Annotated in this window: 17 protein-coding genes; 16 read left to right on the top strand and 1 reads right to left on the bottom strand. The window is 68.6% G+C overall.

Features of this window, described 5'->3' with window-relative positions:
* Positions 1-73: 73 nt before the first annotated feature.
* The 4 genes from trxA (at position 74) to rsmD (ending at position 2,653) form a co-directional block, all read left to right on the top strand.
* Entirely contained in the window at positions 74-397 is a 324-nt protein-coding gene (trxA, locus tag KBY88_RS13185; protein WP_254940399.1) for a thioredoxin, read from the top strand.
* 101 nt (positions 398-498) lie between these two features.
* On the top strand, positions 499-1,470 hold the full coding sequence (locus KBY88_RS13180) for an LOG family protein (protein WP_254940398.1): 972 nt from the start codon (positions 499-501) through the stop codon (positions 1,468-1,470).
* Positions 1,467-2,102, top strand: a complete 636-nt coding sequence (gene hisH / locus KBY88_RS13175) for an imidazole glycerol phosphate synthase subunit HisH (protein WP_254940397.1) — start codon at positions 1,467-1,469, stop codon at positions 2,100-2,102. The genes KBY88_RS13180 and hisH overlap by 4 nt, the downstream gene beginning before the upstream one ends.
* Positions 2,099-2,653: a 16S rRNA (guanine(966)-N(2))-methyltransferase RsmD gene (gene rsmD / locus KBY88_RS13170; RefSeq protein ID WP_254940396.1), complete on the top strand. Its 555-nt coding sequence runs from the start codon at positions 2,099-2,101 to the stop codon at positions 2,651-2,653. The genes hisH and rsmD overlap by 4 nt, the downstream gene beginning before the upstream one ends.
* A 30-nt stretch (positions 2,654-2,683) precedes the next feature.
* Here the strand turns inward: rsmD and petG are convergent, their stop codons facing one another.
* Complete coding sequence (gene petG / locus KBY88_RS13165) at positions 2,684-2,797, bottom strand: cytochrome b6-f complex subunit V (protein WP_254940395.1); 114 nt, start codon at positions 2,795-2,797, stop codon at positions 2,684-2,686.
* 76 nt (positions 2,798-2,873) lie between these two features.
* On the opposite strand from petG, the gene KBY88_RS13160 reads away from it, so the two are divergent.
* The 12 genes from KBY88_RS13160 to KBY88_RS16425 all read left to right on the top strand — a co-directional run bounded on the left by KBY88_RS13160 (position 2,874) and on the right by KBY88_RS16425 (position 11,865).
* Complete coding sequence (locus KBY88_RS13160; protein WP_254940394.1) at positions 2,874-3,281, top strand: c-type cytochrome; 408 nt, start codon at positions 2,874-2,876, stop codon at positions 3,279-3,281.
* Positions 3,278-4,036: an RNA methyltransferase gene (locus KBY88_RS13155; RefSeq protein ID WP_254940393.1), complete on the top strand. Its 759-nt coding sequence runs from the start codon at positions 3,278-3,280 to the stop codon at positions 4,034-4,036. Before KBY88_RS13160 ends, KBY88_RS13155 begins: the two co-directional genes overlap by 4 nt.
* 32 nt (positions 4,037-4,068) lie before the next feature.
* On the top strand, positions 4,069-5,160 hold the full coding sequence (locus KBY88_RS13150) for a serine hydrolase (RefSeq protein ID WP_254940392.1): 1,092 nt from the start codon (positions 4,069-4,071) through the stop codon (positions 5,158-5,160).
* The gene (locus tag KBY88_RS13145; protein ID WP_254940391.1) at positions 5,157-6,629 is read left to right on the top strand and encodes a DUF3370 domain-containing protein; all 1,473 of its coding nucleotides are present in this window, start codon (positions 5,157-5,159) and stop codon (positions 6,627-6,629) included. Before KBY88_RS13150 ends, KBY88_RS13145 begins: the two co-directional genes overlap by 4 nt.
* Positions 6,626-7,714 (top strand): magnesium chelatase ATPase subunit I, encoded by a 1,089-nt coding sequence (gene bchI, locus KBY88_RS13140; RefSeq protein ID WP_254940390.1) that lies wholly within the window; start codon positions 6,626-6,628, stop codon positions 7,712-7,714. Before KBY88_RS13145 ends, bchI begins: the two co-directional genes overlap by 4 nt.
* Complete coding sequence (gene ruvC, locus KBY88_RS13135) at positions 7,711-8,175, top strand: crossover junction endodeoxyribonuclease RuvC (RefSeq protein WP_254940389.1); 465 nt, start codon at positions 7,711-7,713, stop codon at positions 8,173-8,175. Before bchI ends, ruvC begins: the two co-directional genes overlap by 4 nt.
* On the top strand, positions 8,172-8,771 hold the full coding sequence (locus tag KBY88_RS13130; protein ID WP_254940388.1) for a 5-formyltetrahydrofolate cyclo-ligase: 600 nt from the start codon (positions 8,172-8,174) through the stop codon (positions 8,769-8,771). The genes ruvC and KBY88_RS13130 overlap by 4 nt, the downstream gene beginning before the upstream one ends.
* Positions 8,772-8,865: 94 nt before the next feature.
* Positions 8,866-9,051 carry a hypothetical protein gene (locus tag KBY88_RS13125; RefSeq protein ID WP_254940387.1) on the top strand — a complete coding sequence of 62 codons (186 nt, stop codon included), beginning with the start codon at positions 8,866-8,868 and terminating at the stop codon, positions 9,049-9,051.
* 41 nt (positions 9,052-9,092) lie between these two features.
* Entirely contained in the window at positions 9,093-9,674 is a 582-nt protein-coding gene (locus KBY88_RS13120; protein ID WP_254940386.1) for a hypothetical protein, read from the top strand.
* 8 nt (positions 9,675-9,682) lie between these two features.
* The gene (locus KBY88_RS13115) at positions 9,683-10,105 is read left to right on the top strand and encodes a SufE family protein (protein WP_254940385.1); all 423 of its coding nucleotides are present in this window, start codon (positions 9,683-9,685) and stop codon (positions 10,103-10,105) included.
* Between the two features lie 42 nt (positions 10,106-10,147).
* Positions 10,148-11,452 (top strand): homoserine dehydrogenase, encoded by a 1,305-nt coding sequence (locus KBY88_RS13110; RefSeq protein ID WP_254940384.1) that lies wholly within the window; start codon positions 10,148-10,150, stop codon positions 11,450-11,452.
* 44 nt (positions 11,453-11,496) lie between these two features.
* Positions 11,497-11,865 (top strand): DUF8657 domain-containing function, encoded by a 369-nt coding sequence (locus tag KBY88_RS16425; protein WP_514130643.1) that lies wholly within the window; start codon positions 11,497-11,499, stop codon positions 11,863-11,865.
* Positions 11,866-11,890 lie beyond the last annotated feature (25 nt).

Here is an 11,890-nt window from a genome sequence, read left to right as displayed (position 1 = left end):
TTCACCTTGCCGCGGGCGTGAGAGTCTGCGCATACAGGGTTGCTAGATTCCAACAACCCTGATCTCCCTTCGGATGTCCAGCGCTGCTGCCGTCACCGACGCCTCCTTTGAGCTGGACGTGCTCAAGAGCGACGTTCCCGTGCTGGTGGACTTTTGGGCCCCCTGGTGCGGCCCCTGCCGGATGGTGGCGCCGATCGTCGATGAGATCGCCAAGGAATTCGAAGGACGCATCAAGGTGTTCAAACTCAACACCGACGAGAACCCCAACGTTGCCAGCCAGTACGGCATCCGCAGCATCCCCACCCTGATGGTCTTCAAGGGTGGCCAGAAGGTCGACACCGTGGTGGGCGCTGTGCCCAAGACGACCCTCTCCGGCACTATCACCAAATACCTCTGAGCGCTTTCTCCACCCCTCCCCATCTGCCTGGTCAGAGTCCCCTGGAGGCCCTCAGGACCGCGCTGCAGGGGCACCCCCAACGGCGCTTGATCCAGCGGGCTTTGGTAAGCCTGTTGGAGATCAGCCGCAATGAATCGGACGAAGACAGCTGGCGGTTGATCAGCGGTTCCCTCGCCGACATCAGCGAGGCCCTGGCGGTCTTTCATCCCCACCGGGCCACCCGCAAGATCACCGTGTTCGGCTCGGCCCGCACGGCACGCGGCGAGCCGGCCTATGCGGTCGCCAAGGAGTTGGCGGAGGTGGCGGTAGCCCAGGGTTTCGAGGTGATGACCGGTGCTGGCGGCGGCGTGATGGAGGCCGCCAACCAGGGCGCAGGCTGTGAGAACAGCATCGGTCTGAATGTGGACCTGCCCTTCGAGCAGCACGCCAATCGCTACGTCAGTGGCTGCGATGGCCGGTTGCTGCATTTCCGTTACTTCTTCACCCGCAAGCTCTTCTTCCTGCGCGAAAGCGACGCCCTGGTGGTCTTGCCCGGGGGCTTCGGCACCCTCGATGAACTGTTCGAATCCCTCACCTTGATCCAGACGGGCCGCACCCCGCCGATTCCCCTGGTGCTGCTGGCCCCGGAGGGTGACGATTTCTGGGAGGGCTGGGAGCGCCACGTGCATGAGGGCCTGGCCCAGCGGGGGCTGATCTCCCCGGAGGACAGCTCCTTGCTGATGCGAGCCCGCTCCGCCCATGGGGCCATCGAGCTGATCTGCCGCTTCTACCGGGTCTTCCACACCGCCCAGTTCGGCGCCGACCGACTGGAATTGCTGCTGCACGTGCCCTTCCCCAGCAGCCAGCTGGGCCAGCTCAACCACGCCTTCGCCGACCTGTTGGAGGAGGGATCGATCCAGCCGGGCGAGAGCTGCGATGACAACGGCATCCTGCGGCCCTGCCTGCGCCTTCAGATCGACAAGCGCCGCATCGGCAGGCTCTACCAGCTGATCGACCGTCTCAACAGCCTTGAGTTGCCCCCCTGCGGAGCCCTGGAACATCCAGGCGAGCGGCTCTGCGCCGTGGAACCATGAGCCGCATCGGCCTGATCGACTACGGCATGGGCAACCTCCATTCCGTCACCCGGGCCTTCGAGCGCCTGGGGGCCGAGGTGGTGCTGCTGCAACGGCCTGGGGCCTTCGCCGACTGCCAGGCCCTGGTTCTGCCGGGAGTGGGAGCCTTTGATCCGGCGATGGAGCGATTGCAGGGCTCGGGGCTGGTGCCGGCCCTGGAGGCCTGGACCCGCGCCGGGCGCCCCCTGCTGGGGATCTGCCTGGGGCTGCAACTGCTGTTCGAGGGCAGCGACGAAGGCCAGTCCAAAGGCCTGGGCCTGATCAAGGGTCGGGTACGCGCCCTGCCCCGCAGCCCCGGCCATCCTGTGCCGCACATGGGCTGGGCCCCGTTGATTCCGGCAACCCCCAGCCCGCTGATCACCGCCGAATCGCCCAGCTGGGTCTACTTCGTGCATTCCTACGCCGCCGACCCCAGCGATCCCGCCTGCATCACGGCCCGGGTGGCCTTCGGCGCCACCGAGGTGGCCGCCGCCATCTGGGCGGGCCCCATCGCCGCCTGCCAGTTCCACCCTGAGAAATCCTCCAGCGATGGCCAGGCGCTGCTGCGCCGCTGGCTCGCGTGGGTGGAGCGACCTGCGGCGCTGGTGCGATGAGCCTGCGGCTGAGTGGCGGCCGCAAGCTGATAAGTCCGCCTGGGGAGATCGCCCGCCCCACCACCGCCCGCGTTCGCCTGGCGGTGATGAACCTGCTGGCGCCGGACCTGGCCGGTTGCCGCTGGCTGGATCTGTTCTGTGGCAGTGGCGTGATGGGCTGCGAGGCCCTGCAGCGGGGGGCCGCAGCCGTGGTGGCGGTTGAACGGCATCACCGGGTGGCCGCCGCTGCCCGGCGCAACCTGGAGGCGGTGGCCCTGGGCCTGGCAGGGTCGGGGAAGCGCCCCAGCACCCAGCTGGAAGCCCGGGAGGTGTTGGGTTGGCTGGAATCAGCGCCAGTGACAGCCTTCGATCTGATCTACGCCGATCCGCCCTACGGAGCAGGCCTCCACGGACCGGTGGCCGAACGGATCGCCCAGCGCGGCTGGCTGACACCGGAGGGCCGCATGGTGTGGGAATGCTCCAGCACCGCCATCCCCGACGTACCGGATGGCTGGGCCCTCCGCGGCCAACGCCGTTATGGCAGCACAAGTCTGTTGATCCTCAGCCGCTGAGGAGCCAGCCGCTTGGGGGTTGGTACGACTTCAGCCCTCGAGGGCACTGCCGCGGCGGTACTGGTTCCAGGCAGCCACGAACAGACCCAGCAGCGTCACGGGGATCAGACCGAGCACGATGCCGCAGAGCAGGGGTTCGATCATGGAGGGAGCTGGCGGAGGCTTCGATGCACAATTCTTCCATGGCCGAGGCAGGCTTGTTAATCAACCCTCCATAACCGTGACCAGCCCGCCCGTCGCTGCCACCGGCACAGCCGACGGCACCACTCCTGCGCCGCCGCGTCGCGGCCTGATCGCCGCCCTGCTGCTGCTGGCCAGCGCCGCCTGCCTACTTCTCGTGCTGGTGGTGCTCCCTGCCTCCCGCAGCGATCCCTACACCGTCAGCACCCTGGAGCACACGGGTTCAGCCGAGAACGGCGGCCGCCTGTTCCTGATCAACTGCGCCGGCTGTCACGGCATCGCCGCCCAGGGCCTGGTGGGCCCCAACCTGCATGGGGTCAGCCAGCGCCGCTCCGATGCGCGTTTGATCCACCAGGTGGTCAGCGGCAGCACCCCACCGATGCCCAAGTTCCAGCCCGAACCCCAGGCGATGGCCGATCTGCTGGCCTACCTGCACAGCCTCGTGTGAACAGCGCGGTCCAACCCGTGCTGGTGCTGGTGGAGCCAGCCGGCCCCTTGAACGTGGGCAGCGTCGCCCGCCTGGCCGCCAACTTCGGGCTTCAGCACCTGCGGCTGGTCGCACCCCGCTGCGATCACCTGGGGGAAGAGGCCCGGCGCATGGCCGTGCACGCCCAACCCCTGCTGGAGCAAGCACAGTTGTTTGACGACCTGGCCGCTGCCCTGACCGATTGCCGCCGGGTGGTGGCCTGCAGCGGTCGCGTGGATTCCGCTGCCGTGCCGGTGGAGGCGCCGGTGGACGCCCTGGCCTGGCTGCGGGCCACGGAGCAGAACGCCCCCACCGCCCTGGTGTTCGGCCGCGAGGACCGGGGCCTGAGCACCGATGAGCTGCTGCTGGCGGGCCGGGTTCTGCGCATCGCCACGGACGACGGCTACCCCTCCTTGAACCTCTCCCACGCGGTGGCGATCGCCCTGCACGAGCTGCGGCGGCTCGCGGAGTTTCCCCCCGCAGCGCCAGGACCTGCCGCGCTGAGCGCCCCTGGGTCAATCGACGATCCGGCACTGCGCGGTGACCTGGAAGCCACTTTGAGCGATGCCGAGAACCTGCTGCTGGAGGTGGGATTCCTGCTGCCCCACACCCGCCATGCCCGCATGGCCAAGGTGCGCACCCTGCTGCAACGGGCGCAGATCAGCAGCGAGGAAGTGGCCCTGGTCCGGGGCATGGTCCGGCAACTGCGCTGGGCGAGCCGCAGGCCAACCCCTTAGGGTCGCCCCAGTTCCCGGCAACACCTCCGACCGTGAGTTCCGGCCGCTCCACCCGCCCAGGTTCAGGCAGCTGGGGACGTCCCCTGCGGCTGGTGCTGCGATTGCTGGTGATCGGCGTGGGTCTGGGGGTGATCACCGGCACCACCCTCAAGGTGCTGGCCCCCCGACTGGCGGGGGTCAATGGCCTGACGCCTCCGAAACTTCCCCCTGTGCCTGGGTTGGAACGTGGCCTGCCTCGGGGTCTGCCCCTGGGTCGCTTCGAGACCAAGACCGAACTCACGGAGCTCAGCCAGCGCTGGGCCGCCCTCGCTGCAGCCCAGAAGGGTCTGCAGACCTCAGGATTCCTGCTGGTGCTCGATGACGGTCGTTACGCCCAGCTCAATGCCGACACCCCCCTGCCGGCCGCCAGCTCGATCAAGAGCCCCATTCTGCTGGCGGCCCTGGAGGATCTCGATGAAGGCAAATTGCGCTGGAACGAGCCCCTGATCCTCAGCAAGGAGGTGATCGGCGCCGGTGCCGGCTGGATGGCCAACAAACCGCTCGGCACACGGTTTCCCTTTTACGAGGCGGCCACCGAAATGATCCGGGTCAGCGACAACAGCGCCACCAACTTGCTGATCAAGCGTCTGGGGGGCAAGGTGACCCTCAACGCCCGCTTCCAGGCGCTGGGGCTGGGGGCCTCGGTGATCAACAACTGGCTGCCGGATCTCGAGGGCACCAACACCACCAGTGCCCATGATCTGGCCCGCACCATCGCCCTGGTGGACACCGGAGACAAGCTCAGCCCCCGGGCCCGGGACCTCTTCCGGGAGATCATGGGGAAATCACGCACCAACACCTTGATCCCCCTCGGGGTCCTGCAGGGACTGGGAGGGGATTCCTCCGACCCCGACAGCGAACTGCTGGCCAAGGGCATCACCATCTACAACAAGACCGGCGACATCGGCATCGCCTACGCCGACGCCGGCCTGATCGAGTTGCCCAATGGCCATCGGGCCGTGGCCGCCTTCATGGTCAAAGGCCCCTTCAACGATCCCCGCTCCACCGACCTGATCAGGGCCATGGCCGCGGCCGCGGCCCAAAGCCTGGTGGATCCCAAGGCCGCCAGCGCACCATCCCCATGAACCGACCACTTGTCGTTGCCGCACTGCTGGCTCTGCCCCTGATCGTCGCTGGCCCCGGCGGGGCCCAGACCCTCCTGGCGGGGGCGAATCCCTCACCCGAGGTGGTGCTGAGACCCCAGCAGGTCAGGCCGCTGCCGGGGAGGCTTGATCCGGTGCTGGTGATCAACGACAACAACCCCGAACTGATCCGAAGCCCCGGGATTCTTTTCTCCAGCTTCGAGCCCAAGGCGGTGCTGGGCGGCCAACCGCTGGCGGTGCCCGGAGCCCACCTGGATCTGCCCCTTCAAGGCCGCTTCGAACTGTTCAGCCACCACGTCTACGCCGGTCGGCCGGAAACGGCGGCGTCCACCCTCTGGCTGGGGGTGGTGGCCGCTCCCCGGAGCCACCGGCCCGTGCGCCTGCGCCTGCTGGCCGGTGCCACGGCCCTCTCCCAATCCAGTGATCCGCGTCAGCCGGCCGCCCCCTTCCTTCCCCTGCCCCCCCTGCTCGCCCAGAACGGCGAGGGCCCCTACGCCGGCCCTGGCAGCCGTGTGGCGGGAGAACTGCTCACCCGTCAACCCCGCAACCCGCTGCTGCCGGAGCAATGGACCCTGGCCCCCGGCGAGCTCACCACCCTGCTGGCCTTGCCCCTGCCGGTGCGCGGCCTCGACCCGCTGCTCAATGGCCGCAACCTGCAGCTGCGCCTTGAAAGCGATGGACCGGTGTCTGTGGCCACCCTGGCCAGCCTGGGCGGTGACCAACCGCCCGCCACAGCGGAATGGCTGAGGCTGCTCCAGGGCGAGCTCAGCCCCAAGGAGCACCCCCCCTCGCCGCTGGGCACCAGCGGGCCGATCATCTACTCGCGCGTGAGCGGTCTCCAGCAGGGCAGCCTCTGGCGCGCCAGCCTCACCGACCCGGGCAGGGCCACCCTTTCGGTGCGCAGTGCCCCCGTGTCCTGGCCGATCAGCAGCCTGGAGCGGGGCCGCCTCGGCAGCGGTCAGGTGCAGACCGCCCCCCTGAAAAGCCGCTACCCCGACACCGCCTGGGCCGCCCACGGCAACTACGGCATCGAATACGACCTCACCCTGCCCCTGGTCAACGACACCGGCGCCCCGGTGCGCCTGCAGCTGGCCCTCGACTCTCCCCTCAAGGGCGACGCCCCGATCGGTGGGCTGCGCTTCAACACCACCCCGCCCCGGGCCGTGACCTTCCGCGGCCTGATCGAAGTGCGGGGCCTCGATGGCGCCTCCGGCCGCCCCATGGGCCCCCAGGGCTTCCACCTCGTGCTGCGCCAGGGCCAGAGCGGTCCGGCCCTCGGCACGGTCAGCCTCGAGCCCCGGGAGCAGCGGCGCCTGCGCGTGCGCCTGATCTATCCAGCCGATGCCACCCCGCCCCAGGCGCTGAGCTTGCTGCCCTTGGCTGAGCCGGTTCAGGCAGGAGGGCCAAAGCCGGCTGTGAAACAATCCGGAGTTTCCCCAGGCACGCCGTGAGTCCGAACCGGAAGCGCAGGGTCTTCCCCTTCACCGCCATCGTCGGCCAGGAGGAGATGAAGCTGGCCCTGCTGCTGAATGTGATCGATCCCCGCATCGGCGGCGTGATGATCATGGGCGACCGGGGAACGGGCAAATCCACGGCGATCCGGGCCCTCGCCGACCTGCTTCCCGAGATCGACGTGGTGGCGGGTGATCCCTACAACAGCTCCCCCACGGATCCCGACCTGCAAAGCGCCGAGGTGCGCCAGCGGGCCAATGGCGGCGAAACCCTGCCTGTGGAACCCCGCCAGGTGCCGATGGTCGACCTGCCCCTGGGGGCCACCGAAGACCGGCTCTGCGGAACCATCGACATCGAAAAGGCCCTCAGCGAAGGCATCCGCGCCTTCGAGCCCGGGCTGCTGGCCAAAGCCAACCGCGGCCTGCTCTACGTCGATGAGGTGAACCTGCTCGACGACCACCTGGTGGACGTGCTGCTCGATTCGGCCGCCTCCGGCTGGAACACCGTGGAGCGCGAAGGGGTGTCGGTGCGCCACCCTGCCCGCTTCGTGCTGATCGGCTCAGGCAACCCTGAGGAGGGCGAACTCAGGCCCCAGCTGCTCGATCGCTTCGGCATGAGCGTCGAAGTGCGCACCGTGCGCGAGCCGGAGCTGCGCGTGCAGGTGGTGGACCAGCGCACGGGCTTCGATGCCGACCCCGATGGCTTCAACGACCGAGTGCAGCCCACCCAGGACGCCCTGCAGCAGAAGGTGTTGGAGGCCCAGCAACGCCTTCCCCAAGTGGCCCTCGACCCCGACCTGCGCCTGCGCATCTCGGCGGTCTGCGGTGAACTGGATGTGGACGGCCTGCGCGGCGACATCGTCACCAACCGGGCGGCCCGGGCCCTGGCTGCCTTCGAAGGGCGCAGTGAAGTCACTGACGACGACGTGGCCCGGGTGGTGGCCTGCTGCCTGCGCCACCGGCTGCGCAAGGACCCGCTCGAACAGATCGATTCCGGCGATCGGGTGGTGAAGGTGTTCTGCAAGGTGTTCGAGCGACCCGAGCCCAGCGATCGCAGCGCCTTCAGCCTCGTGCTGGCGGGGTGAGGATCCTGGGCATCGACCCCGGCCTGGCCCGGGTCGGTTATGGGGTCATCGACATCGCCGCCGGCCGCCAGGTTCTGGTGGATTGCGGCGTGATCCAGACCGAGGCCGGCCAACCCGAGGGGGAGCGCCTGGTCGAGATCGCCCGGGACCTGCGTGCCCTGGTGCGCACCTGGCGCCCCCAACTGGCGGCGGTGGAGAAGTTCTTCTTCTACCGCTCCAGCACAACCATTTCCGTGGTGCAGGCCCGGGGGGTGGTGATGATGACCCTGGCCCGCCTGAACGTGCCGGCGGTGGAGTTTCCACCCATGCAGGTGAAGCTGGCCCTCACCGGCTCCGGCCACGCCGCCAAGGACGAGGTGCTTGTAGCGGTGATGCGGGAGCTGAACCTGGAGCAACCGCCCCGGCCCGATGATGCTGCCGATGCCCTGGCGGTGGCGCTCACGGGCTGGTTCCAGCGATGAACAACGACTGGCCGCAGGCCTCCGGGACCGCCAAGACTGCCCTGCGCCGGCAGTGGCGGCCACGGCGCCTGGCGCTGCTGGAAGCATCCCAGCAGGCACTGTTGAACGTCGCCCTTGTGGTGGTGCCCCCCTTGGTGGGCCCAGGTCAACGCCTGGGGCTCTACTGGCCCCTGGCCGGCGAGCCCGACCTGCTCGCCCTGGCGGAGCGGCTGCCTGGGCGCCTCGCCTTGCCAGCGGTGGTGGCACGGAACGTCGATTCCCACCTGAAACTCACCTATCGCGCCTGGAATCCCGCTGAACCACTCAAAAGCGATGGCTGTGGGGTGCCCGCCCCGGCCGCCGGCCGAGCCCTGGAGCCGGCAGAACTGGCGCTGATGCTGGTGCCGGCCCTGGCCTTCGATGGCCGCGGACTGCGCCTGGGCTCAGGGGGCGGCTGGTACGACCGGCTGCGGCAGGAGCCCGCCTGGCGGGCCGTCCCCGCCTTGATCGTCGCCCCAGCCGGATGCTCCGTGCCAACCCTTCCGGCTGATCCCTGGGATGTGCCCTTCGACGGCAGGTTGGATGAAAACGGGCTCCATTGGTTGCAACCTGTGTAAGGGCTTGCTCCCCCACGAGCGTTTGGATCGCTCATTTGCCAAGATCTTGTCTGCGCGCAAGGCTTGCTCTGTGGAATCACCATCGGTCGGTCAGATGCTTTCCCCGGCCGCCCGCACCTCCACCGCGATCAGCGGCAAAGGTTCCGCCGCCGATCGGGTGATCGCCGCCGAATTGCGCCATCGCGATCAAACCAGCGAAGCGCTCTCGCTGATGGTCAGCTCGATGGTGCGGATGGTCCAGGCTGGCCAAGGCAGCAGCGGCCGTTGGTCCGCCTCCTGAGCCTGCGCTTGACTGGATCACCGAAGCGCGACAGCCCTCCGATGGCCCATCGTTTTCTACCAGCTGGATCATCGTCGCTTCGCGTCGGCTCTCCCTACGCCGGTGGCCTTGCAGGCAGCCTGTGGAGCTCAGGCCTCTGGGGTGGCCTGGCCCTGACGGTCACCATGGCTAGTGGCCTCGACGGCGGGGCAGCCCGAGCCCACGCAATTGAAAGCAGCCTCGAGCGCCTGCAGTCGGTGCGCGATGGGCTCACCTTGCAAAGCCACTTCTCGAGCGGTGACCCCACCGCCAACGCCCTGGTGCGCCTGGTGCCCCCCGGTGGGGGTCCGGCCATCGAGGTGGGCCGCACCGACGGCAGTGGCCGCCTCAGTTTCGCGTTGCCCAAAGGAGCCAACGGCACCTGGGAAGTTCAGGTGGACGGCGGCCCCGGCCACCGCGACTACCTCGAGCTGCCCGTGACCACAGGCACGGCCCAGCTGGACCGCCTGAGCCAGCAGTCCAGCCCCGCTAACGCTCCCTTCGGCCTCACGCCCCTGCACGGCCTGCTGCTGCTCGGTAGCTTGGGCGGCCTGGGGGGCGTGCTGGCGGCCGAGCGGCTCGCGCGGCGCGGCCCCCGCACCTGAGTGGAGTGATGGCCACCGGCAGTGAGGCGCTCGATCGGATCGTGACCCGGCTCCGGGGCACCAGTGACCCGAAGCGCCGCTACGAATACGTGCTCTGGTTGGCGCGCAAGCTCGCCCCCTTCCCCGAGGAGCTGCGCCAGGACGTCTTCAAGGTGCGCGGCTGCGTCTCCCAGGTGTACGTGGTGGCGCAACTTGTGGAGGGCCGCCTGCACTGGCAAGGGGATTCCGATGCCCAGATCACCAAGGGTCTGCTGGCCCTGCTGATCGAAGGACTTGAGGGGCTCAGCCCCAGCGAAGCGGCGGCGATCGATGCGGCGTTTCTGGCCGACACCGGGCTCCAGGCCAGCCTCACGCCCTCCCGAGCCAATGGCTTTCTGAACATCCTCAAGGCGATGCAGGCCCAGGCCCGTGGCCTAGAGCCAGCTGCCTGACCAGGGGATTTCTAGGATCAGGGGTTTGCGGGGTCCAACGGCATGACCATCGGCGTCGGATTGCTCGGTCTGGGCACGGTCGGAGCCGGTGTGGCCGACATCCTGTCCAACCCCTCAGGGCGCCATCCCCTGGTGGGCCAGCTGGAGTTGCGCCGGGTGGCGGTGCGTGATGTGTCGCGGCCCCGCCCGGTGGCCCTCGCCGATCACCTGCTCACCACCGACCCCGAGGCGGTGGTGGACGATCCGGCCGTGGACATCGTGGTGGAGGTGATCGGGGGGCTTGAGCCGGCCCGCAGCCTGATCCTGCGGGCGATTGCCGCGGGCAAGCCTGTGGTCACCGCCAACAAGGCCGTGATCGCCCGCTACGGCCAGGAGATCGCCGCCGCCGCCGCCGCCCGGGGGGTCTATGTGTTGATCGAGGCGGCCGTGGGCGGGGGCATCCCGATCATCGAACCGTTGAAGCAATCCCTGGGAGCCAACAGGATTCAGCGCGTGAGCGGGATCATCAACGGCACCACCAACTACATCCTCAGCCGCATGGCCTCCGAAGGGGCCGCCTATGGCGATGTGCTGGCCGAGGCCCAGCGGCTGGGCTACGCCGAGGCCGATCCCGCTGCGGATGTGGAAGGGGGCGATGCCGCCGACAAGATCTCGATCCTGGCCACCCTGGCCTATGGGGGCAGCATTGAGCGCAGCGCCATCCCCACCGAAGGGATCAGCCGCCTGGAGGCCCGCGACGTCGACTACGCCGCCCAGCTGGGGTTCGTCGTCAAGCTGCTGGCGGTGGCCGAGCACCTGGGCAGCGACCCCGATGGCACCGAGCAGCTGGATGTGCGGGTGCACCCCACCCTGCTGCCCAAAGACCACCCCCTGGCGGGGGTCCACGGGGTGAACAACGCGATCCTGGTGGAGGGCGAGCCCGTGGGCCAGGTGATGTTCTACGGACCCGGCGCCGGCGCCGGGCCCACGTCTTCGGCGGTGGTGGCCGACATCTTGAACATCGCCGGCATCCGCCAGGCCGCCGGAGCGAACGGCGCCCTTGACCCGCTCCTGGCGGCCGGCAGCTGGCGCCAATGCCGGCTGGTGGAGAGCGGCCTCACCCAGCACCGCAACTACGTGCGCCTGGAGACCACCGACGAGGCGGGGGTGATCGGCCGGATCGGCACCTGTTTCGGCCGTGAGCAGGTGTCGATCCAGTCGATCGTGCAGTTCGAGACCTCCGGCGGGGCCGCTGAAATCGTGGTGATCACCCACGAGGTGAGTGAGGCCAGCTTCCGGGCCGCCCTGGCCGCCATCGCTGATCTGCCTGAGGTGCAGACAGTGGCCGCAACGCTCAGGACTCTCTGACAAAACCCACCAGCAGGGGCCATGGCCCCTGCTGGTGGGCCAAGATGGAAGGAATCCTTAAGAGTTTGCTCGCTCCATCGGGTCAACCATCAGCTCCCAGCGATCGGCACCCACCCCCATCCAGGCACCAGCCCAGCAGCCCTGGCCTCACGCACCTCTTCTCTCCACCCCTGAATCCCAACCAACTCTTTTCGAGCGAAGCCGCCCCTATGACACTTCACCAAGGCGATTGCATCCGTCTCCAAACTGACGAACAGCTGTATCAGGTGATCGGAGTCGATGACAGGGAGGAACGTTGCTGGGTGCGCGCCTGGCCCCTGGCACCCCACGGATCGCCCGTCTTTGAAATCTCCCTCCAGCAGGTGGCCAACGAACGCCATCCACTGCCCCGCCGCAGCCTGCAGCGGTCTTGAATGGCAGGCTGCTGAACCTACGGGC

The sequence above is a fragment of the Cyanobium sp. Morenito 9A2 genome (assembly GCF_024345575.1).
Lineage (GTDB): Bacteria > Cyanobacteriota > Cyanobacteriia > PCC-6307 > Cyanobiaceae > ATX-6F1.
Note: the sequence above shows the minus strand (reverse complement) of the source record. Positions and strands in the feature narration are given on the sequence as shown.